Genomic DNA, 22,843 nt, shown 5'->3' on the forward strand with positions numbered 1-22,843 from the left:
CGAGTCGTGGGGATCAGGGCTGGCGGTTGCCCCCGTCGTGGTGCTGGTCGCCGTCGGTGTAGTACCCGCCGCCGTCCTGCGGCTGCTGGTACGGGTCGTAGGCCGGCTGCTGGCCGTAGGTGTAGGGATCGGCGTAGGTGCCGCCGTTCTGGTCGTAGCCGCCGGGGTCGGCGGGGGCGGTGGGGGCCGCGTACTGGTAGCCGTCCCACTGCTGTCCGTACGGATCCTGTTGCGTGACGGCGGCGTACGGGTCACCGCCCGGGTCGACCGGTCCGGCCGCGTACGGGTCGTACTGGTCGGGGACAACCGGTGATTCGGCCGGTGATTCGGCCGGTGATTCGGCGGCGGGATCGGTTCCCGCCTCGGCGGCGGCCTCGGCATCGGCGGCCGCCTGGAGGCGGCGGGCCCGCCGGCCTTCGCCGGACGCCTGCGCCGGGATCCCGGAGGTGGATGTGGCCGCGGCCGCGGCTTCCTGCTCCGGCAGGTCGTCGTCGATCTGACGGCGGCGGCCCGGCAGCGCCAGCACCACCACAACGAGCGCGAGGAAGCCCTGGGCCCACAGCCAGCCGGTGTGGGCGACCGGATCCTGGTAGGTGAGGTCCAGCCGGCCGCCGTCCGGGGGCAGTTCGAAGCCCTGCGCCCAGTCGTCGACCTTGGTGGCCTTGAGCTGCGCGCCGTCGAGTGTGGCATGCCAGCCGTCGGAGGCCGTGTCGGCGATGCGCAGGACGCGTCCGGCCTTGCCGGCCGGGATCTTGGCGTGCGCCTCGACGCGCCCGGCCCCGACGGGCACCGGTGGTGCGTCCTTGCTGACGATGGCGATGCGGGAGACGGGGATGTCGACGCGCCACAGGGCGCTGCCGTCGGCCTGGCTGACGCGGGACAGGCCGGGGGTGCTGTCGAGCACCCGGCCCATCTCGTGCGGGGCGCCCGGCTGGACGAGGACGTAGCGGACCGCGTAGCCGGCGAGCCGGCTCGCCTGGTCGGCGCCGGAGCCCGCCACGAGGTTGGCGACCGTATCGTCCAGACGGCTGTCGCGGCCCGCCTCGGCGGCGAGTTCCGCGTCGCCCAGACGCGCGCCGGCGCCGCGGACCAGGACGTACGAGACGCCCGTGGGCTTGCCGTCGAGCACCAAGGTGCGGGCCTGGTCGCGGCTGGTGCTCTCCTCCGCGACGAATGCGGGGACCTGCACGGCGTCGTGCCGCTTGAGCGGCCCGTTCGCGCCGTCCTGCACCCAGGTGAACGCGGCCAGCAGCGGAGCGGCGGCGGCGGCCAGGGCGATCAGCGCGGCGACGGGCTGCCGCCAGCCGAAGCCCTTGGCGGCGATGCGTTCCTTGGCGCCCTCCGCTCCGATCGCCGCGGCGGCCAGCAGCGCGAGTCCGTAGACGAGGGTGGCGGGGCCGGCCCAGGCTTCGCCGTTCTCCAGGATGGCGAAGAGCAGCCCGGCCAGCGCGACCGCCCACGCGGTGAGCACCGCGAGCTGCCGCTCGGAGCGCATCAGGGCGGCGAGCGCGGCGAGGACGAGGCCGATGAGCAGCAGGCCGCCGGAGCCGTTCGGGCCGCCGGGGCTGATCATCAGCAGGTCGACTGCTGAGGCGGCCTTGGTGCCGAAGGGCAGGCCCGCCTCGTGCAGAAGCCGTCCGGGGTGTGCGACCAGGGCCAGCGACCAGGGCGCGAGGAGCACGGCGGGGGTGATGAGCAGGGCCGCGGAGCGCAGCAGGTGCGGGACGAGCAGCCGCTGCTGACCGCGCACGACGCGCAGTACGAGCACACCCGCGCACAGCACCAGCGCGATCGGCCAGACCAGCGGGGTGAAGGCGGCCGTGAAGGTGAGCATCAGGGCGAGCGCCCAGGTGGCGCGCCAGCTCGGCCGGGCGCCGCGCGCGATGGCGCCGTCGGTCAGCTGCAGTCCCGCCGTGGCGACCGCGGTGCGGGCCATCAGCGGCAGCAGGATCGCCAGGACGGCGGTGCCGATGCGGCCGCCGGCCAGCGCGCCGGTGGCGGCGGGCAGGAAGGCGTACGCGACGCTGGCCCAGGCCCGCAGGAGCCGGGACTCGACCAGCCGCCGGGACGCGAAGTAGGCGGTGACGCCGGCCAGCGGGACGGAGGCGACGAGGAGCACCGTGAGGGTGAGACCGGTGCTGCCGAACAGGACGCTGGCGAAGAGCGCGAGGACCGCGAGATACGGCGGGGCGGGCTGGGTGCCGCCGGTGCCCAGTGCGTGCCAGGCGCCGGTGTACGCGGCCCACAGGTCGGAGGCGCCGGGAGCGGCGGGCAGCAGTGCGCCGCCGGTCAGGGAGCCGGAGCCGAGCAGCGACCGGCAGGCGGCGAGCGAGACGACGAGCAGGACGGCGAAGAGCATCGGTCCCGGTTTGTGGGCGATGCGCTTCAGCCGGGCGAACTGCTCGACCTCGATGAAGTCGCCGTCCTCGTCGCCGGGTCCCGACTCGATGCCGCCGCCGTGCCGGCCGGCCGCCGCGGCGGCGGCCTCGGTACGTCCGGAGAAGTTACTGACGACCTGGTCGACGGTGGCCCGCACGGTGGCGCCCGGCGGCGGGAAGAGCGGCCGCAGTTCGGACGGCGGGACGGCGCCCTGGCCGCGGCGGCGGCGGGCGCCGAGCACCCGGCCGGGGCGCAGCAGCACACCGAGGAGTCCGACGATCTCGTCGACGGCCTGTACCGGCACCTTGCCGACGAGGTAGGCGAGGGTGCGCAGCAGGGTGCCGAGGACGATCCGCAGCACCACGTACGGCAGCAGCGGGCCGCGGGTGTTGGCGAGCAGCGTGTAGACGGCACCGGCCTTGTCGACGCGGTGCGGATTGACGGCGGACCGGCCGGCGCAGTCGACGGGTCGGCGCTCGCGGGAGGCGGCCTCGGCATGCCGCATCACGGCGTCCGGGGCGACCAGGACGATATGGCCGGCGGCCTGGGCGCGCCAGCAGAAGTCGACGTCGTCGCGCATGAGCGGCACATGGCGGTCGAAGCCGCCGAGCTCTTCCCACACATCGCGGCGGACCAGCATGCCCGCGCTGGACACCGACAGGACCTGGCGGACCTGGTCGTGCTGACCCTGGTCCTGCTCGCGGCGTTCCAGTCCGGTCCAGCGGCGGCCGCTGCGGGCGATGCTGACGCCGACTTCCAGCAGCTGGCGGCCGTCGTACCAGCTGCGCAGCTTGGGGCCGATGACCGCCGCGGAGGGGGACGCGTCGGCGGTGCGGAGCAGCGCGGCGAGGGCGCCGGGGTCGGGCTCGCAGTCGTCGTGAAGGAGCCAGAGCCATTCGACGGGTTCGCCGTGCGGATCATCGGGCTCGTCGTACGCGTCATCGTTCCAGCTGCGGCTGACGGGGTCCCATCCGCTGGCGCGCTGCAGATACGGCAGCTGCTCGGCGGTGAGCCGGCCGGCGGCACGGACCGCCTCGTCGACGGCCGCGCCGAAACCGGTGCGGCGGGCAAGGTGGAGCACGCGCTGGGCGCCGAGGGCTCCGGCCAGCAGCCGGGCGGAGTCGTCTGCGCTGCCGGTGTCGGCGGCGATGACGTCCTGGACAGGGCGGTCCTGGGCGAGGAGGCCGGAGAGCGCGTTGGGCAGCCAGCGGGCACCGTCGTGCACGACGAGCACGGCGGTGACGACATGGCGCGGCAACTCTGGGGCGGCCGGGAAAAAGGCCGACGCTTGACTGTTCACGGACATCGAGGTTCGGGCCCCGGTTCGCTGGACTGCGGTGGACGCTGTGACCACTGGGGTGGACGGCGCGCCTCGGACGGGCCCCCACACTAACGGCTCACGCCCGCGACCCTGCCCGGCGGCTGTGGATAACTCCCCCACGCCGATGGCCACGACACCGGGCACGGCACCGGCCGGCCCCGGCACGGCACCGGCACGTCACCCGCACGACATCGGACACAACAACGGCCCGCCTCCCGGTGGATGAGACCGGCAGGCGGGCCGAGCAAGCTTTGGAGCGAACCGGGACCAGGGCCGGACAGGCCTTAGACCACGCCCTTTTTGAGCCGTCGGCGCTCGCGTTCCGACAGGCCGCCCCAGATTCCGAAGCGTTCGTCATTGGCGAGTGCGTAGTCGAGGCAGTCGGAGCGGACTTCGCAGGCGAGACAGACCTTTTTCGCCTCGCGAGTGGATCCGCCCTTTTCCGGGAAGAACGATTCGGGATCGGTCTGCGCACACAGCGCGCGCTCCTGCCATCCGAGTTCCTCGTCAGCCTCCTCGGCCAGCAGAAGCTGGAACTGCTCGGTCATGCGCGCCCCTCGTCTGTCTTTGCTTCCCCGTGATGTTGCCGTTACCGGTAGCGGCTGAACGACACGAGTGAAATTACAAGTGTGCCGATACGGGCCAGTCAAGCCGAGATCTGCTATTAGGCCCGTTATTCACTCCGCTGAACCAAGGGTTGGCAGAAAGTGTGGAAATCATCCCAAACGCCAGCATCTGTCAACCAAGGTCCAGCAGATCCACCGCTCACACCTCGTCAGACGTCGCAGCACTGGGCCGCGTTCCGCATCGCGAGGTGAAGCGTTGTGGATCACAATCCGGCCACGGGGGCGCGACACCGTCGAGCAGGAAGACGCTCCCATGTGCAGTTGCTGCGCCACCTATCCGTACATCTCTCCGCACAAACCTTTCACCACCTCGGCCGACCGGATCAGGTGAAAGATTTCCGACATAACGGACAACTGGTTGACAAGCACTCCCGGAGACCGGTTTCCTATACCCATGCCAGCAGTGACCCATGCGCCGTTCCGGACTCGCCGTCGCGAGTCCCACCGCGCTGTGCCGGTCCGCTGTCGCCGTTCCTGTTGTTGCCGCTGAGTCCTGGACCGCTGAGCACCTTCATCCTCATCACCGCTCAGTTCCGCACCCGCCGCCCTCCGCAGCTTTCGGCAAGGAACTTCCGCACATGTACAGCGACGTCTCGATCGCCGGCGACCCGCTCGCCCTGCCCCACCTCCTGCCTCCCGTTCCGCAGCACCCCAGCACCGTCGCCGAATTCGCCGGCCTGGCCCGTTCCATCGCGGCCGACCGCGACCGGTGGGCGCCGCTGGTCCGCTACGACGCCACCACCCGCTGGTACGCGCGGCTGCAGACCGGACCCGGCTATGAGGTCTGGCTGCTCAGCTGGGTGCCCGGCCAGAGCAGTGGCCTGCACGACCACGGCGGCTCCTCCGGTGTGCTCACCGTTCTGCAGGGCGAGCTGACCGAGCGCGCGCTGTCCGGCGCCTCGGGCGAGGTCCGGCGCGGTCTCGTACCGGGCGGTCAGCGCGCCTTTGCGCCCGGCTATCTCCACGAGGTCGTCAATGACTCCCTCGAACCGGCCGTGAGCCTGCACATCTACTTCCCCGGCCTCACCGCGATGACCCCCTACGCGGCCTGCACCGCGCCCGCCGCGCAGGAGCCGGCCCATGAGCCGGCATGAGTCCGCGCAGGAGTCCGCGCAGGAGCCCGTGCAGGAGCCCGTGCGGGGCTGACAGAGCGGGCTGACAGACTGTCCCTCATGCGAATTGTGGTATTGGCCGGCGGCATCGGGGGGGCCCGTTTCCTGCGCGGCCTCAAGGCAGCGGCACCGGAAGCGGACATCACCGTCATCGGCAACACCGGTGACGACATTCATCTGTTCGGGCTCAAGGTCTGTCCCGACCTCGACACCGTCATGTACACCCTCGGCGGCGGCATCCACGAGGAACAGGGCTGGGGCCGGTCCGACGAGACGTTCACCGTCAAGGCCGAACTCGCTGCGTACGGAGTCGGGCCCGAGTGGTTCGGGCTCGGCGACCGCGACTTCGCCACCCACATCGTCCGTACCCAGATGATCGGCGCGGGCTACCCGCTCAGCGCCGTCACCGAGGCGCTGTGCGAGCGGTGGCAGCCGGGTGTCCGGCTCATCCCCATGTCGGACGACCGCGTGGAGACCCACGTCCTCATCGACGTGGACGGTGAGCGCAAGGCCGTGCACTTCCAGGAGTACTGGGTGCGGTTGCACGCCTCCGTCGAGGCGCATGCCGTGGTGCCGGTCGGCGCGGAGCAGGCGAAGCCGGCCCCGGGTGTTCTGGAGGCCATCGCGAGCGCGGACATCATCGTCTTCCCGCCGTCCAACCCCGTCGTCAGCATCGGCACGATCCTGGCCGTGCCGGGGATCCGCGAGGCCATCGCGGAGGCGGGCGTCCCTGTCGTCGGGCTCTCCCCCATCGTCGGTGACGCGCCCGTGCGCGGCATGGCGGACAAGGTCCTGGAGGCCGTCGGCGTCGAGACGACCGCCGCCGCTGTCGCCGCCCACTACGGGTCAGGACTGCTCGACGGCTGGCTCGTCGACACCGTGGACGCCGGCTCGGTCCCCGGGATCGAGTCGACGGGAATCCGCTGCCGTGCGGTACCGCTGATGATGACCGACCTCGAAGCCACCACCGCCATGGCGCGCGAAGCACTGGCGCTCGCGGCGGAGGTCCGGTCGTGACCTCCCCGGCCTCCCCCGGCTCCTCCGGCTCCCCGGCCTCCTTCGGCTCCCCAGGCTCCCCGGGCTTCCGGGACTCGGCGTCCGCCCCGGCCGTCCCGTCCTTCCAGGTCCTCGCCGTGTCCGGGATCCCTGAGGTGCAGCCCGGCGACGACCTCGCCAAACTGATCGCCGGCGCGGATCCCGCCCTGGCCGACGGGGACGTGCTCCTGGTGACGTCGAAGATCGTCAGCAAGGCCGAGGGCCGGATCGTCCGCGCCGACGACCGCGAGGCCGCGATAGACGCCGAGATGGTCCGGCTGGTCGCACGGCGCGGGCCCACCCGGATCGTCGAGACCCGGCACGGCTTCGTCATGGCAGCAGCCGGCGTCGACGCCTCCAATACGGCCCCCGGGACCATACTTCTGCTCCCCGAGGACCCGGACGCGTCCGCCCGCGCGATCCGGGACGGGCTGCGCGATGCGCTCGGCGTCCAGGTCGCGGTCGTGGTCACGGACACCTTCGGGCGGCCGTGGCGCGAAGGGCTCACCGATGTGGCCATCGGCGCCGCCGGGCTGCGGGTCCTCGACGACCTGCGCGGCGGCCTCGATTCGCACGGCAACGCGCTGAGCATGACCGTCACCGCCACCGGGGACGAACTCGCCGCCGCCGGGGACCTCGTCAAGGGCAAGGCGGCCGGGCTGCCGGTCGCCGTCGTCCGCGGGCTCGGCCACCTGGTGTCGCCGGACGACGGGCCCGGCGCCCGCGCCCTCGTCCGGGACGCGAGCACGGACATGTTCCGGCTCGGCACGTCGGAAGCCATCCGAGAGGCCGTCGCGGCACGCCGTACGGTCCGGGACTTCACCGGTGAGCCGGTGGACGGCACCGCGGTCCGGCGCGCAGTCGACATGGCCGTCACCGCACCCGCGCCGCACCACACCACGCCCTGGCGGTTCGTACTCCTGGAGTCCGCGGAGTCCAGAACGCGGCTGCTCGACGCCATGCGGGACGCCTGGGCGGCGGACCTGCGCGCCGACGGCTTCCCCGAGGAGAACGTCACCCGCCGGCTGCGGCGCGGGGACGTGCTGCGACGAGCTCCGTATCTGATCGTGCCGTGCCTGGTCGCCGACGGCGCGCACGCATATCCGGACCCGCGGCGGGCGGGAGCGGAGCGCGAGATGTTCGTCGTCGCCGTCGGAGCCGCCGTCCAGAACCTGCTGGTCGCGCTGGCGGGCGAGCAACTCGGCTCCGCGTGGGTGTCCTCCACGATGTTCTGCCGCGATGTCGTCCGCGATGTCCTCGGGCTGCCGGACGACTGGGACCCGATGGGCGCCGTCGCCGTCGGCCACGCGTCCGCCCCGCCGAAGCCCCGGCCGGAACGGACTGCGGAGGCGTTCATCACCGTCCGGTGAGCCTGCGACCGGACGCGCTGAATTCAGCCCGCTAGATGCGGGCGATGTCGTTCGGCGCGAAGCGCGGCGCTCTGCGCGGGGGGACGCGGCCGCTGAGCAGGATCAGGCGGGCCGCCCGGTGGCGCTGGCCCGCGTACGGGGCCAGTAGCGCGCACATCGCCGCGTCGTCGGTGCGGTGCGCTCCGGTGAGGGCGAAGCCGATGATGTTCGGCAGGTGCAGGTCCCCGACCGTCAGCGCGTCCGGCGCCCCGTTGCTGCGCTGCAGCGTCTCGGCGGCCGTCCAGGGGCCGATGCCCGGGATCGCCTGCAGCCGGGCGGAGGCCGTCGCCAGGTCCATGGTGGCGGCCTCCTCCATCCGCGCGGCCACCCGGACGGCGCGCAGGATCGTCGCGGAGCGCTTGTTGTCGACCCCGGCGCGGTGCCAGTCCCAGGACGGGATGAGGGACCACTGGCGCGGAGCCGGCATCACGTACATCCCGCCGGCGGGACCGCCGGTGGCAGGCCCTGGGGCCGGTTCGCCGTGGCGCCGCAGGAGCAGCCGCCAGGCGCGATGGGCCTCGTCGGACGTGACCTTCTGTTCCAGGATCGAGGGGATCAGCGATTCGAGTACGAGGCCGGTACGGGTCAGCCGCAGGCCCGGGTGCCGCCGGTGCGCCTCGTGCACGACGCGGTGGCGCGGGGTGAACGGGGCGGGGTCGTCATCCGCGCCGAGCAGCGCGGGAAGCGCCTCCAGGAGCCAGTCCGCACCCTCGCCCCAGGCCTCCGCCCGTACGGTGCCGCCGGCCGCGCCGATCCGCAGCGTTCCGGGGCCCGCCGGGGTGCGGGCGGCCCGCCAGATCGCGCCGTCGGGTGCCACCTGGTACGCCGGATCCCCCGGACCGCGGCCCAGCGGGCCGAGCGTCAGGCCGAGGTCGGTCCTGACCCCCGGGGTCCAGTGGCGGGTACTCGTTCGCATCCGCCCGAGGGTAGCCGCACGGCGGCTCCCCGGGCCCCGCCGGGCCGCGGCCAGGTACCCGACCGGGGCTCGCGTCCTCGGTCGGCGCCCTCCGCCCGCGCCCTCGGCCACCTACCTGGCGGTCGGCTACTCGTCGGCTACTGGTCCGAGGAGAAGCGGAGCGAGGCCGCGGGGATCTGCGCGCCGCACCAGACGCGGACGCCGTGGAGGAGTTCGTTGTCGGCGCCGACGGTGGCGCCGTCGCCGATGACGGCACCGTCGAGGATCGTGCGGGCGCCGATGGTGGCGCCGGTGCCGATGAGGGAGTCCCGGATGACGGCGCCGGGTTCGACGACGGCGCCGTTCAGGACGAGGCTGCCGTCGATGCGCGCACCGGCTCCGATCCGCGCGCCCGCGCCGATCGAGGTGCCGCCGCTGAGCTTGGCGCCCTCGCCGATGACGGCGCCGTCCAGGACGAGGCGCTCGCCACGCCGGCCGGGGACCGCCGGGGACGTGGCGCGGCCGAGAACGAGGTCGGCGGAGCCGCGGACGAAGGCCTGCGGGGTACCGAGGTCGAGCCAGTACGTGGAGTCGACCATGCCCTGGAGGTGGGCGCCGGAGGCGAGGAGGCCGGGGAAGGTCTCGCGCTCGACGGAGACGGGCCGGCCGGCCGGGATGCCGTCGATGACCGAGCGGTTGAATACGTACGCGCCCGCGTTGATCTGGTCGGTGACGATCTCCTCGGGGGTCTGCGGCTTCTCGAGGAAGGCCGTGACGCGCCCGGAGGCATCGGTGGGGACGAGGCCGAACGCGCGCGGGTCCGCGACCTTGGTGAGGTGCAGGGAGACATCGGCGCCCGTCGTGCGGTGGTTCTCGACGAGGGCGCGGATGTCGAGGCCGGTGAGAATGTCGCCGTTGAAGATGAGGACGGGGTCGCCGGGGGCGGACCGGAGCCTGGAGGCGACGTTGCGGATGGCGCCGCCCGTGCCGAGAGGCTCGTCCTCGGTGACGTACTCCAGACGCAGGCCGAGCGCCGAGCCGTCGCCGAAGTGCGGCTCGAAGACCTCGGCGAGGTAGGAGGTGGCCAGCACGATGTGCTCGACACCGGCCGCGCGGGCGCGGGCGAGCTGGTGGGTCAGGAACGGCACACCGGCCGCCGGGACCATGGGCTTGGGCGTGTGCACCGTCAGCGGGCGCAGTCGGGTGCCCTTGCCGCCGACCAAGAGGATCGCTTCAGTCACCTGGGTTCTTCTCTGCTTCCTGGTGGGCGGGCCGATGGGCCGCAATCTTAGGCAGATGAACGGATGAGCTGACCACTCGCACCGTCCGCGGCCCCGGGACACCCCGGAGCCGCGGACGGGAACGCGGTCGAACCGCGAGTCAAAGCACGAGTCGAACTTCGCGTCGAACCACACGTCGAACCGCGGGTAGAACCGCGGTGGAACGCGCTGCAACCGAGCGGCGGCTCAGCGGCCCTGGAGGTCGGCTGCCGACTGGCGGACGGATCCGAGTCTGGCGTAGAGCTTGGCCCCGGGGCACTCGGTGTTGAAGCCGTCGCGATGTCCCGAGATGACGTTGAGTTTGACGCTGGTGCCCTTCGCGTACAGGTTGCCGCCACCGGAGGTCAGATGGGCGGTGCCTTCCGGATTCGATCCGAACAGTCCGAGCTTCCAGGCGAGGAGATGGGACACCCCGTTCAGGGCGGCGGCCGACGGCGCGGCGCTGGTGAACGTACCGAGGACGGCGACGCCCATGCTGTTGGTGTTGAAGCCGAGGGTGTGAGCGCCGAAGACAGCCTTGCCGACGCCGCCCGCCCGGCCCTCGTAGATGGTTCCGCACTTGTCGACGAGGAAGTTGTACCCGATGTCCCGCCAGCCGCTGCTCTCCACGTGGTAGCGGTAGATGCTGCGGATGAGCGCGGGGCCTTCCGAGCAGCTGTAGCCGTTCCCGGTGGCGGTGTGGTGGACGAAGGCCACCTTGACGGTGTCGGTGTAGACGAAGCCGGCTTCGCGCAGGCTCTCGTCGGCGCCCCAGCCGGCCCGGGTGGTGATCTTGGGGCGCGCGCCGATGTAGGGCGTGCCACCGGCCTCGGTCGCAGTCGCAGTGGCGGAAACGGCCGCGGTCTCGGCCCTGCTGAGTGCGGGGATCTCGGCGGCGGGAGCGCCGACGGGGACGAGGCCCGGTGCCAGTCCCCGGCCGTCCAGGCCCAGCCGGAGGTCGTTCCCCGCCTGGGCCGACGCCTCCCGCACGACCTGTTCCGCGGCCTCCGGCGTCATCTCGTCGCCCGGGTCGACCATCTCCAGGCGCAGGCCCTTGGGCAGTGGTGCGGCGGCCACGGCGGAACGGTCACCGGTGTCCCTGACGACGGCTCCGGGCCGTACCCGGACCTGGACCCCGTCCGAGGCGCCGACCCACAGCGGGGCGGTGGCGCCACGGGTGGGACTGCCGCCGGGGTCGGGGGCGTCATCGTTGTGCGCCTGTACGTCCTGCCAGCCGGACCAGGCGCCGGTGGCGGCGGCCCGGGTCCGGACCTGGACGGAGCCGTTGATGTCGGCGGTGGAGTCGTCCCAGGTGACGCCGAGCAGCGAGTACGGGGTGACCCGGCGCGCGGCCAGGCCCTGCTCGGCGGTGGCGGCGAGCGCGCGGTCGGATCCATGGGCGGTGGCGGGGGCGAGCGGGACCAGTGGAAGGGAACGGGTGCTGCCCGGGACCTTTCGGGCGGCACCGGGGGCGGCCGGCGCTGTGCCGGAGACCGGGGAAGAGGAGGAGGAGGAAGAGGTCGAGGACATGGCAACGGCCGTGCGGGAGGAGGCCGTCACGTGAACCGGCCGCTCGGGCCGTCCGCCGTTCGCGGCGGCGCCCGTGGGGACGGCGATCGGAAGCGCCAGCGCGGCCGTGCACGCGACGCCGATGGTGGAGGCAAGGTATGCACGCATGGAACAGATCGTTACATAAGCCGCAAATATGTCCAGTCGGAATCTGACGGACTGTCCGCTGCGACCGCCGTCCCCCCCACCCGTACGGACGAGGCTCCCCGACCCGGCGGCAGGTAGCCTGAGTCGGGTGACCGCTACCGCCAACACCCCCGCCGGCCTGCTGGATTACGCCCTCCGGACGGAGCCCGCCCGCCCGCTGGTGACCTTCTACGACGACGCCACCGGAGAGCGTGTCGAACTCTCCGTGGCCACGTTCGGCAATTGGGTGGCGAAGACCGCCAATCTGATCCAGGACGACCTGGGCGCGCAGCCCGGCGACCGGCTCGCGCTGCTGCTGCCCGCGCACTGGCAGACCGCGGTCTGGCTGCTCGCCGGTTTCTCCACCGGGGTGGTCGTCGTCCCCGGCGGCGACCCGGCCGCCGCCGATCTGGTGGTCAGCGGCCCGGAAACCCTGGACGCGGCCCGCGCCTGCGGGGGCGAGCGGATCGCGCTCGCGCTGCGGCCGCTCGGCGGCCGCTTTCCGCAGTCGCCGGAGGGTTTCGCCGACTACGCGGTCGAGGTCCCCAGTCAGGGCGACCGCTTCGCGCCGTACGCGCCCGTCGGCCCGGACGCTCCCGCGCTGGAGCTCCCCGACGGCTCCGTACTGACGGCCGCCGAGGTGGTCGGCCGGGCCCGCGAAAGCGCCCGCGAGCTGGGCCTCGACCGTGGTTCGCGGCTGCTTTCCGGCCGGTCGTTCGACGACTGGGACGGGCTGGCCGCGGGCCTGCTGGCGCCACTGGCCGCGGACGGTTCCGTGGTGCTGTGCCGCCATCTCGGCCGGCTTCCCGCGGACCAGCTGGCCAAGCGCGAGGAGAGCGAGCGCGTCACCCACACGGCCCAGTAACCGCCTCTCCCCCGGGCCTCCCGCCCCGTCCTGGGGGATGCTTGGTTGATCACACAGCCAAGCGGAAGAGCGAGCCGCGCAACCATGTACGGGATTCGGATGTCTGAACGGGTGCCGGTCGGGCCATCCCGCCCGAGAACTCCGGCACCGAGCGACTCACCGAGGGATGGGCGCAGACGTGACCACGCCAGCAGGCACGCCCGCTACGCCACCGGACCCGGACGACGCGTCGTCCACCGGGGAAGGCGTCGGCGGCGCTGACACCCCGCCCGCCGCACCCGCGGCGCGCAAGGGGCGTCGCTGGCTGCGCGTACTCGCCGCGTGCACCGCCGTGGTCCTGCTGGCAGGCGCCGGCACCGCCTGGTACCTGTACAAGCAGCTCGACGGAAACATCAAGACCGACGTCCGCACCGCCAACGAGCTGGAGCGCTTCCAGTCCGAGCGGCCCACCCCCGGCCCGACCAAGGCCGAGAACATCCTGCTCATAGGATCGGACAACCGCGGCAACGGCAACAGCAAGTACGGACAGGACAGCGGCACCCAGCGCTCCGACACCACGATCCTGCTCCATCTCTCCAGCGACCGGAGGAGCGCGACCGCGGTCAGCATCCCCCGCGACCTGATGTCCCACGTCCCCAGCTGCAAGCAGGCGGACGGCACCATGTCGCAGGAGAAGTTCATCCAGTTCAACTGGGCCTTCGAATTCGGCGGGGCGGCCTGCACCATCCGCACCATGGAGAAGATGACCGGCATCCGCATCGACCACCACATGATCGTGGACTTCAACGGTTTCAAGAAGATGGTCGACGCGATGGACGGCGTCGAGGTGTGCCTCCCGAAGCCGATAAACGACCAGGAAGCGCATCTGAACCTGCCGGCCGGGGTGCAGACGCTCAACGGCGAGCAGGCCCTGGGCTTTGTACGCGCGAGGTACAGCCTCGGTGACGGCAGCGACACCCAGCGGATGGACCGCCAGCAGGAGTTCCTCGCCTCGCTGGTGCACAAGATCCGCAGCGATGGCGTGCTGCTCAACCCCACCAAGCTCTACCCGGTGTTGTCGGCGGCGACCTCGTCCCTGACCGTCGACGCGGGCCTGGACTCGCTCAGCAAGTTGTACGACCTCGCCCGCAGCCTGGAGAACACCCCGACCGGGGCGGTGCACTTCCTGACCGCGCCGCGCCAGCCGTACGCCTACGACAAAGACCGGGACGAACTGGTCCAGCCCGAGGCCGACCAGCTCTTCGCCGCACTCCGCGCGGACCGGCCGGTCAGCGTGACGACCAAGTCCGGCGACGGGACGAGGACCGGCGGACCGGCGGACGGCAACGGGGCGCGGGACGGCTGGACGTTCGCCGCGACGACGCCGCCGGGGCCGGGAGCCGGCCCGACGTTTCCCGGAACGACCGCAGAGCGAGACATCTGTGGTAAAGCGCAATAAAAGGTAAGACCAACAACCCGGCCGGATTGGAGGGTTTGTCCAGTTGTAGGGGAGTGGAGTTTGTCACGCACGTGACTAGACGCTGAAGTGTGGGGCTAGTGTGAGCGATCCGGCCGGACCGGAGGATGGTCAACCGGCCGCACTCACACGAAAGACAGAAGATCGAGCGCCCAGGGGGCAGGCGCCGCGTGGCACCGACGGAGGACCCGAGTAACCGTGGACACGCAAGGCCGTAGGAACATCGACCCGGCGGACCAGTGGGTCCTTGATCCGGAGACTGGCAGCTACGTGCCGCGGCTCCAGACCGAAGAACCTCCGTCACCGAGCGTGTCCGTTCAGGGCGGTCGGCGTGAGCGACGTGAGCAGCAGGGCGCCGGGGCCGCCCCGTCGAGCCGTCGCAAGGCCAAGCCGCGGACGTCGAGGAAGAAGAAGGTCCTCATCTGGACCGCGGGCACGGTCGGCTTCGTGCTCGTCGCGGGCAGCATCGGCGGCTACTTCGTCTACCAGCACTTCAACAACAACATCACCACCGTCGACGTCGGCGACGCGGGCAGCAAGAACGTCACGACCGACGGCCCGGTGAACATCCTGGTGATCGGCACCGACAGCCGGGTGGGTCTCGGCAACGAGTACGGCGACGCCGGCAGCGTCGGCCACGCCGACACCACGATCCTGTTCCATGTCTCCAAGGACCGCAGCAACGCGACCGCGTTGAGCATTCCGCGCGACCTGATGACCAACATCCCGGACTGCCCGACCAAGCAGAAGGACGGATCGACGAAGGTCGTCCCCGCCGAGCAGAACGTCCGGTTCAACACCAGCCTCGGCCAGGAGGGCCGCGACCCGGGTTGCACCATGCGTGCCGTGAAGCAGCTGACCGGCGTGAGTGTGGACCACTTCATGATGGCCAACTTCAACGCGGTCAAGGACCTGTCGACCGCGGTCGGCGGCGTCGACATCTGCCTGGCCAAGCCGATCAACGACCCCAAGTCGCATCTGAACCTCGGCAAGGGCCATCACAACGTCGCGGGCGACGAAGCGCTCGCCTTCGTGAGGACCCGGCACGCGGTCGGCTTCGGCGGCGACCTGGACCGCATCAAGCTCCAGCAGCAGTTTCTGGGCTCGATGATCCGCCAGATGAAGTCCGGCGACACCCTCACCAGCCCCAACAAGCTGTGGAAGCTGGCGAATGCCGCCACCAAGGCACTCACCGTCGACAGCGCCATCGGCAGCATCTCGAAGCTCTCCGACCTGGCGAAGGACCTCAGCTCGGTCGACACCAAGAACATCACCTTCGCCACCGTCCCGGTCATAGACAACCCGGCCGACGGGAAGGTCCACAAGACCGTCGTGCTCGACCCGACGAAGGCCTCGCAGGTCTTCTCCATGGTGCGGAGCGACATCTCGCTCACCGCGGTGACGAAGAAGAAGACCGGCACCCCCGGCTCGCCCGCGGCCCCGGACAAGCTGGCCGGCACCAAGGCCCCCGCGTCGCAGGTGCGGGTCAAGGTGTTCAACGGCAGCGGTGTGACGGGCGTGGCCCAGGACACCATCAGCTGGCTGCAGAACAGCAAGGCCGTCAACCGCTCCACGAACGGCGGCAACGCCCCGGCGGGAGTGGTGGCGACCACGACGCTGGTCTACGCCCCCAACCAGGCCGATCAGGCGCGCGCGCTGGCCGCCATGATGGGGCTGCCCGCCACCGCGCTGCAGCCGGGGACCGCGGACGCGGCGCCCAAGGCCAACATGACGCTCACCCTTGGCAGGGATTTCAAGGGTGCGGGGACACCGATCGCCGCTCCGACGACAGCGCCGGAGGGAATTCAGAAGGTCGTCGCCGACGATAAGAGCGTCTGCGCGAAATGACGTATCCAGGGGGGGCCATGCGGGACAGCGGTGTACGGGGCGGTGGGGCGCGAGATGCGGCCGGGCCGGGTGACCTCGGCTGGGACGACAGCTTGTACCAGGACCTGGACGGGGCCGGCGCGGGCTCCGGCGCGGGCTCCCGAACGAGTTCCGGCGCGGGCACCGCCACGGGCGCGGTCACGGACCCGGGCCTGGCCCCGGACTCGGGCGAACCCGCGATACCCGGGCAGCGGAACGGCGGTACCGGCGGCGGTGCCAACGGGGATAACGGCAGCGGCGACCGCCGTGGCGGCAGCCGGCGGCAGCCGCGCAGCAGGAAGCGCCGGATATTCCGCTGGATGGCCGGCACGATGTCGCTGCTCATACTCGCCGGCGCGGGCGCCGGCTACGCGTACTACGAGTACCTCGCCGGGAAGATCCGCACAGGTGAGCTCAACAGCGGCAAGAGCGATGTGGCGCCGTCCAGGGCGAACGCGGCCGGTGAGACGCCGCTCAACATCCTGGTGCTCGGCTCCGACGCCCGTGACTCCGAGGCGAACATGCAGTTGGGCGGGGCCCGTAACACCGCGGGCGAGCCGCCCCGCGCCGACGTCATCATGCTGCTCCACATATCCGCCGACCGCAGCAACATGTCCGTGGTCAGCATTCCCCGTGACACCCGGGTGCCGATCCCCGAGTGCACGGACGCCGCGACCGGCAAGACGTTCAAGGCGACGGATCACGACATCATCAACGAGTCGCTGGGCCGGGGAGGTGCGGGCTGTACGCGCGCGGCCGTCCAGAACCTCACCGGCGTCTACATCGACCACTGGATGACCGTCGACTTCGCCGGTGTGGTGAAGATGGCCGACGCCGTCGGCGATGTCGAGGTCTGCGTCAAACAGAACATCTGGGACCACCCGACCAAGGCCCAGCCGGGCGGCTCGGGGCTGAAGATGAAGGCCGGCACCTGGCCGGTCAAGGGCCAGCAGGCGCTGCAGTGGCTGCGCACCCGGCACGCCTTCGGTGACGACGCGGGCCGCTCCAAGGCGCAGCACATGTACATGAACTCGATGATGCGCAATCTGCAGAATCAGAGCCTGTTCACCAACCCCGCCCGCCTCAACGGCCTGGCCACGAAGGCGATGGAGGCGTTCCAGGTCTCGAAGGAGATCGGTACGCCGAAGAAGCTCTACGGCCTCGGCATGGAGCTCAAGAGCGTGCCGCCGGGCCGGATGACGATGATGACGATGCCGCACGACGCCGACCCGGAGAACCCCGACGCCCACTACGTCCCGGCCAAGGCGGACGCCTCGAAGGTCTGGACGCTGCTGCGCAACGACGTCGCCATGGACACCAACGGCAAGGGCGCGAACGCTCCGAAGGCCGCCGCCAAGACCGGACCGCCCGCCGCGGCCCCGGCCGCCATCGCGGTCACCGTGGTGAACGGCACGGCCGGGGACAAGAACGGCACCTCCGTGGAGAATCGTGCCTCCACCGTCTCCAAGGCGCTGGTCACGGGCGGTTTCACGAAGGCGAAGGCCGCCACGACCGGCAAGCCGAGCAAAGGGACGCTCGTCAACTACCCGGCGAGCGCCGGTGAGCAGGGCAAGTCCGACGCACTGGCCGTCGCCGCGGCCCTGAAGATCCCGTCCGCCGCGGTACGGGCGGCGGCCGATGTCACGGCCGTCACCGTGACCGTCGGCGCGGACTGGACCTCGGGCACGGACTACGGCAAGACGGCTCCGGGTGCGGGCTCCGTCCCGACCACCGCGGACGCATTGAACGGTTCCGACAAGGGCTGCATGGACGTCTACAAGCCCTACCAGTGGAAGTAGGGGACGTGGATCACCGGCGAACCAGGGGTGCGGCGACGCGGAGCGACGTTCCCGCGCAGAGCAGTCCCTCCGAACTCGGCTGGGACGACGGCCTGTACCGGTCGGAGTCCGGGGCGGCGCCCGACGCGGAATCGTCCCGGCCGGCCGACCCGCAGGACGCGTCCGGGAGCGGCCACCGCAGGGGCGGCACCCGTTCCCGCAAGGCACCGAAGGGCCCCAAGAGCCGCAAGCGCCGTGTGCTGCGCTGGATCGGGATCGGCACCGCGGTGGCGATCCTCGGCACGGCCGGCGCCGGCTGGGCGTACTACGAGCACCTCAACGCGAACATCAAGAAGGACGAGCTCAACCTCAGCGACTCGAAGCTCTCCAAGTCGCAGGCGAACGCGGACGGCCAGACGCCGCTCAACATCCTGCTGCTGGGCTCCGACAGCCGTAACTCCGACGAGAACGTGAAGCTCGGCGGCGCCAGGGACACCAGGGGCGAGAAGCCCCGTGCCGATGTCGAGATGCTGCTGCACCTCTCGGCGGACCGCACCAACATGACGGTCATCAGCATCCCGCGCGACACCCGGGTGACCATCCCCAAGTGCACCGACCCGCACGACGGCACGGTCTACAAGAAGTCCGAGGACATCATCAACGCCAGCCTCACCCACGGCGGTCCCGGCTGCACGGTCGCCACGTGGGAGGAGATGACCGGCATCTCCATCGACCACTTCATGATGGTCGACTTCGCCGGTGTGGTGAAGATGGCCGATGCCATCGGCGGCGTCCCGGTCTGCGTGGACAAGAACATCTACGACAAGCAGTCCGGGCTGCGGCTCAAGGCGGGTAGGACGACCGTCATGGGCGAGCAGGCCCTGCAGTGGCTGCGCACCCGGCACGGCTTCGAGGACGGCACCGACCTCGGCCGTACTCACGCGCAGCACATGTACATGAACTCGATGATCCGCGAGCTCAAGAAGGGCGCGAAGCTCACCGACCCCGGGCAGCTCACCGGCCTCGCCGAGGCGGCGACCAAGTCGGTCACCGTGGACACGGGTCTCGGCACCGTCAAGAAGCTCTACGACCTGGGCAATGAGCTGAAGAAGGTGCCCTCCAACCGGATCACCATGACCACGATGCCGTGGAACTGGGACCCCACGAACAAGGCGCACGTCATTCCCAAGCCCGGTGACGCCGAGAAGCTCTTCGCGCTCGTGCGGGCGGACAACCCGGCCGACGGCAAGGCCAAGGAGCCGGCCCCCGGGGCGGCCGCGAGTTCCTCCCCCGCCGACCCCGCCGCGCCCACGGGCGAGATCGCCGTCACCGTGCGGAACGGCACCGGCACCGCGTCCAGGGCCGCGGTGAGCGGCCGTGCCAAGGTCATCGCCGGCCGGCTGAACGCCCTCGGCTTCACCAAGGCCGTCGCCGACACCAGCCCGCAGACGCAGGCCGACACCACGGTCAGCTACCCGAGCGCGTCCCTGAAGGGCGACGCCCAGGCCGTGGCCAAGGCGCTGGGTCTGCCGGACAGCGCGGTGCGGGTCTCCAAGAGCGTGACCACGGTGACGCTGGTCGTCGGCTCCGACTGGCGTACGGGCACCAGCTATCCGAAGACCGCCGGGTCATCGGGTACCGCCGGTTCCGGGACTCCGAACAAGGCACCGGACACCTCGTCCGCGCTCAATGGGGCCGACACCTCGGCGTGCATGAAGGTGAACACCTTCCCGGGCGCCCACTACGTCTGGTAGCGAGCGGGGCCGGTGCCATTACCGGCACCGGCCCCGTCGTCGTTATGGACGGCCGGGTCAGACACCGGCCGTCGTCACACTGGGACGGCGGCTGGCGATGACCTTGTTCGCGAGGGACCGCGGGCTGGTGAGATAGCCCCAGCCCCAGCACATGTGCATGGTCGCGAGCGCGACCGGGATCCGTGCGCGGGCGGCGAGCGACAGGCCCCTGCCCGCAGGGAGGGAGCCGAGCGTGATGGCGGCGAGGTATCCGGCCGGGACCACCCAGCCGAACGGGGTGACGGCCACGCCCACCACGATGCCCGCCGCGATGCCGAGAACGGCCGCCGGGGGCGCGAGGTAGCGCATGTTGACCGAGCCGCGGTGGTAGCGGGCGACGACATGGCGCCAGCGGCCGTAGTTCCGGTACTGCTTGGCCAGCTCGCGCACGCTCGGCCGCGGCCGGTACGAGACCTTCAGCTCGGGCGAGAACCAGACGAGGTGACCGGCCTCGCGGATCCGGTAGTTCAGCTCCCAGTCCTGGGCGCGGATGAACTCCACGTTGTAGCCGCCCTGCTCCTCCAGCACCTCGCGGCGGAAGACGCCGAGGTAGACGGTGTCGGCCGGGGCCGCGGTGCCGCCGGTGTGGAAGGACGCGTTGCCGACGCCGATCTTGGAGGTCATGGCGGCGGCCACCGCCTCCTCCCAGGAATTCTCGCCCTCGGCGTGCATGATGCCGCCGACGTTGGCCGCACCGGTCTCCGCCAGCAGCCGGACGGCGGTGGCGATGTAGTCGGGCGACAGCATCCCGTGCCCGTCGACCCGGACCACGACCGGATGCCGGGACGCCTTGATCGCGGCGTTCAGCGCGGCGGGGGTGCGGCCGGTCGGGTTGGGCACGGTGTGGATCCGGGGATCCTCCGCGACCAGTTCGGCGGCGATCTCGTCCGTGCGGTCCGCGGAGGGGCCGAGTGCGATGACCACCTCGAGCTCACCCGGGTAGTCCTGCTCCAGGATGTGCCGGACGGAGTCGCGCAGATGACGTTCCTCGTTGAGCACCGGCATGATCACGGAGACAGCGGGGAGGGCGGGGTCGTTGGCAGCGTTCATCGCGGGAAACGTTACCGCGAATGGGGGACCCGAGCGTGTGGGGGGCACGAATGACTGTCCGTTTTGTCTAGCCTGATCGGGTCCCCTGTCTCCCCGCGGAGGTGCGCCCCGATGACGGTCCCGCCCGCTCGCCCGCCCGCCACCCCGTCCCGCAGGTCCCGCACCCCCGTGAAGACCGGGCGGCGCCCCGGTGGACAGCCACCTCGACAGCCCGGTCGGCGGCCCGTCCGCTGGAGCAGCCGGATCGCCGGCGGACTGGCGCTGATGGTCATCACGGCCAGCGGCATCGGCCATGCCGTGGTCAGCGGGGTGGACAAAGGCATCGACCGGGTCGACGCCTTCGGCGGGATGCGGGACCGCCCCGGCGGCAGCAAGGGCATGAACTTCCTGCTGGTCGGCACCGACGGACGCGACGGTCTCGACCCGGACGCCAAGAAGCGGTACCACCTCGGCGGCGCACCCTGCCACTGCACCGACACGATCATGCTGGTGCATCTGTCGGAGAACCGCGCCCGCGCGAGCGTGGTCAGCATCCCGCGCGACAGCTACGCCATGCTGCCGGAGCATGTCGGGGCGTCCGACGGCGTGAAGCACGCGAGCCACCCCGCCAAGATCAACGCGGCCTACGCGGACGGCGGCCCCTCGCTCAGCGTCGCCACCGTCGAGAAGATGACCGGTGTGCACATCGACCACTACCTGGAACTCGACTTCACCAGCTTCATGAAGACCGTGGACGTCATCGGCGGCGTCCAGGTCTGCACGGTGCGCCGGCTGCAGGACTCCTACACCGGCCTCGACCTGCCGGTCGGCACCTCGACGCTGACCGGCGGCGAGGCCCTGCAGTACGTCCGCTCCCGCCATCTCGACGGCGCCGCCGACCTGGGCCGGATGCAGCGCCAGCAGCGCTTCCTCGCCCAGATCATCCACCGGGTCACCAGCGGCGGCCTGCTCACCAACCCCGTCAAGCTCAGCGAGGTCGCCTCCACGGTGCTCGGGTCGGTCCGCGCCGACCAGGACCTCAGGCCGAAGGACCTGATCGCGCTGGCCCAGGGGATGCGGGGCTTCACGCCCGGCTCGTCGGAGTTCACCTCGGTGCCGATCGGCGTCATGGGCTTCCCGGTCAAAGGCATCGGCTCGACCGTGAAGTGGGACGACGCCAAGGCCGGCAAGCTCTGGGCCGCGATCCGTGCGGACCAGCCGCTGGCCGTCCACGCGCCGGCCCAAGCGCCTGTCCAGGCCAAGGGCCCCGCCACCGGGCCCGCCGATGCGCCCGCCACCGGGCCCGCGCCCAAGGTCGAGGTGGATGTCGACCCCGGCTCGGTCCGGGTCAAGGTCGACAACGGCACCGCCGTCAGCGGCCTGGGCGACAAAGCCGACAAGGCGCTGCGCGCCACCGGCTTCGCCACCACCCGCGCCCCCGGGAACGCGAACGTGCACAACGTGCCGCGCACCGTCATCCGCTACGACCCCCGGTGGGACCGTTCGGCGAAGTCACTGGCCGTCGCCCTGCCGGGCGCGGAACTGGTGCCGGCCACCGGGCAGGGGCCCGTCATGCAGGTGACCATCGGCGCCGGATACCGGGGCGTCACACCGGTCCGGGCCCAGGGCCTCGCACCGGCCGCGGGCACCGCGACGGGCGCGGTGACCGGCGACCAGGTGGTCTGCCCGTAGCGGATCGGACGGGCTGAATTCAGCCCGTCCAGGGGGCACCTCCCAGCGGTAGCTGGGGGAGATTGAGGACAGGCCCTAGTCGTCGAGGCCCTCCGCTGCACGGTTCTGGCGCAGCTCGACGATCGCGCGGCGACGCGAGAGGCGGTGGGTGCGGCGGATCTGCGCCTCCTGGTAGCGGCGGCGGTCCTGGTCGGTCTCGGGCCGCACCTGCGCCACGGAGCGGGGCTTGCCCTCGGCGTCGACGGCGACGAAGACGAGGTAGGCGCTGGCCACCTGCTTGGCGGGTCCCGATTCGTTCCACCGCTCGGCCACCACCCGTACGCCGACCTCCATGGAGGTCCGGCCGGTCCAGTTGACCTGGGCCTTCACATGCAGCAGATCGCCGACCCTGACCGGCTCCAGGAAGATCATCTCGTCCATGGCGCCGGTCACCGCCGGACCCTCGGAGTGCCGCCCGGCGACCGCGCCGGCCGCGTCGTCGACGAGCTTCATGACGACGCCGCCGTGCACCGTGCCCAGCAGGTTGGTGTCGTGTGCGCTCATGATGTGGCTGAGCGTGATGCGCGACACGGAGGTCGGCTTGTCCGGGATCTCCGTGACGGAAGGCTCGATCATGCCTGTCAGCCTATGTCC

Annotated in this window: 16 protein-coding genes; 9 read left to right on the plus strand and 7 right to left on the minus strand. The window is 71.5% G+C overall.

Translation table 11 applies throughout. The features are described from left to right. Positions 1–13: 13 nt before the first annotated feature. Both QMK24_RS06890 and QMK24_RS06895 read right to left on the minus strand, forming a co-directional pair. Positions 14–3,685, minus strand: coding sequence for a glycosyltransferase (locus QMK24_RS06890; protein ID WP_283464305.1), 3,672 nt, complete (start codon positions 3,683–3,685; stop codon positions 14–16). A 299-nt stretch (positions 3,686–3,984) separates the two neighbouring features. Continuing rightward, positions 3,985–4,248 carry a WhiB family transcriptional regulator gene (locus tag QMK24_RS06895; RefSeq protein WP_093737255.1) on the minus strand — a complete coding sequence of 88 codons (264 nt, stop codon included), beginning with the start codon at positions 4,246–4,248 and terminating at the stop codon, positions 3,985–3,987. 656 nt (positions 4,249–4,904) lie between these two features. Between QMK24_RS06895 and QMK24_RS06900 the strand changes: the two genes are divergently transcribed. From QMK24_RS06900 to QMK24_RS06910, 3 genes are all read left to right on the plus strand, one after another. Next, entirely contained in the window at positions 4,905–5,420 is a 516-nt protein-coding gene (locus QMK24_RS06900) for a cysteine dioxygenase (protein ID WP_283464306.1), read from the plus strand. 78 nt (positions 5,421–5,498) lie between these two features. After that, positions 5,499–6,455 (plus strand): 2-phospho-L-lactate transferase, encoded by a 957-nt coding sequence (cofD, locus tag QMK24_RS06905; RefSeq protein ID WP_283464307.1) that lies wholly within the window; start codon positions 5,499–5,501, stop codon positions 6,453–6,455. Next, a complete protein-coding gene (locus QMK24_RS06910) occupies positions 6,452–7,843 on the plus strand; it encodes a coenzyme F420-0:L-glutamate ligase (RefSeq protein WP_283464308.1) in 1,392 nt (463 codons plus the stop codon). The genes cofD and QMK24_RS06910 overlap by 4 nt, the downstream gene beginning before the upstream one ends. Before the next feature lie 31 nt (positions 7,844–7,874). On the opposite strand, the gene QMK24_RS06915 is transcribed toward QMK24_RS06910, so the two are convergent. The 3 genes from QMK24_RS06915 to QMK24_RS06925 all read right to left on the minus strand — a co-directional run bounded on the left by QMK24_RS06915 (position 7,875) and on the right by QMK24_RS06925 (position 11,713). Continuing rightward, complete coding sequence (locus QMK24_RS06915) at positions 7,875–8,798, minus strand: DNA-3-methyladenine glycosylase family protein (RefSeq protein WP_283464310.1); 924 nt, start codon at positions 8,796–8,798, stop codon at positions 7,875–7,877. Between the two features lie 137 nt (positions 8,799–8,935). Then, positions 8,936–10,018, minus strand: coding sequence for a mannose-1-phosphate guanylyltransferase (gene manB, locus QMK24_RS06920; protein WP_283464311.1), 1,083 nt, complete (start codon positions 10,016–10,018; stop codon positions 8,936–8,938). 225 nt (positions 10,019–10,243) lie between these two features. Next, positions 10,244–11,713: a peptidoglycan recognition protein family protein gene (locus tag QMK24_RS06925; protein ID WP_283464312.1), complete on the minus strand. Its 1,470-nt coding sequence runs from the start codon at positions 11,711–11,713 to the stop codon at positions 10,244–10,246. 127 nt (positions 11,714–11,840) lie between these two features. On the opposite strand from QMK24_RS06925, the gene QMK24_RS06930 reads away from it, so the two are divergent. From QMK24_RS06930 to QMK24_RS06950, 5 genes are all read left to right on the plus strand, one after another. Next, positions 11,841–12,596, plus strand: coding sequence for a TIGR03089 family protein (locus tag QMK24_RS06930; protein ID WP_283464314.1), 756 nt, complete (start codon positions 11,841–11,843; stop codon positions 12,594–12,596). Positions 12,597–12,774: 178 nt separating this feature from the next. Next, positions 12,775–14,034 (plus strand): LCP family protein, encoded by a 1,260-nt coding sequence (locus tag QMK24_RS06935; protein WP_502962523.1) that lies wholly within the window; start codon positions 12,775–12,777, stop codon positions 14,032–14,034. Between the two features lie 216 nt (positions 14,035–14,250). Then, positions 14,251–15,900: an LCP family protein gene (locus QMK24_RS06940; protein ID WP_283464316.1), complete on the plus strand. Its 1,650-nt coding sequence runs from the start codon at positions 14,251–14,253 to the stop codon at positions 15,898–15,900. Between the two features lie 17 nt (positions 15,901–15,917). After that, positions 15,918–17,717: an LCP family protein gene (locus QMK24_RS06945; RefSeq protein ID WP_283464317.1), complete on the plus strand. Its 1,800-nt coding sequence runs from the start codon at positions 15,918–15,920 to the stop codon at positions 17,715–17,717. Positions 17,718–17,722: 5 nt separating this feature from the next. Then, positions 17,723–19,450 (plus strand): LCP family protein, encoded by a 1,728-nt coding sequence (locus QMK24_RS06950; RefSeq protein ID WP_283464318.1) that lies wholly within the window; start codon positions 17,723–17,725, stop codon positions 19,448–19,450. A 57-nt stretch (positions 19,451–19,507) separates the two neighbouring features. Here the strand turns inward: QMK24_RS06950 and QMK24_RS06955 are convergent, their stop codons facing one another. Further along, positions 19,508–20,539 (minus strand): glycosyltransferase family 2 protein, encoded by a 1,032-nt coding sequence (locus tag QMK24_RS06955; protein ID WP_283464319.1) that lies wholly within the window; start codon positions 20,537–20,539, stop codon positions 19,508–19,510. 111 nt (positions 20,540–20,650) lie between these two features. On the opposite strand from QMK24_RS06955, the gene QMK24_RS06960 reads away from it, so the two are divergent. Further along, complete coding sequence (locus tag QMK24_RS06960; RefSeq protein ID WP_283464321.1) at positions 20,651–22,210, plus strand: LCP family glycopolymer transferase; 1,560 nt, start codon at positions 20,651–20,653, stop codon at positions 22,208–22,210. Between the two features lie 75 nt (positions 22,211–22,285). Here the strand turns inward: QMK24_RS06960 and QMK24_RS06965 are convergent, their stop codons facing one another. Beyond that, complete coding sequence (locus QMK24_RS06965) at positions 22,286–22,825, minus strand: acyl-CoA thioesterase (RefSeq protein ID WP_283464322.1); 540 nt, start codon at positions 22,823–22,825, stop codon at positions 22,286–22,288. Positions 22,826–22,843: the final 18 nt, after the last annotated feature.

Source organism: Streptomyces sp. PH10-H1, assembly GCF_030063355.1.
In the GTDB taxonomy this organism is placed as follows: domain Bacteria; phylum Actinomycetota; class Actinomycetes; order Streptomycetales; family Streptomycetaceae; genus Actinacidiphila.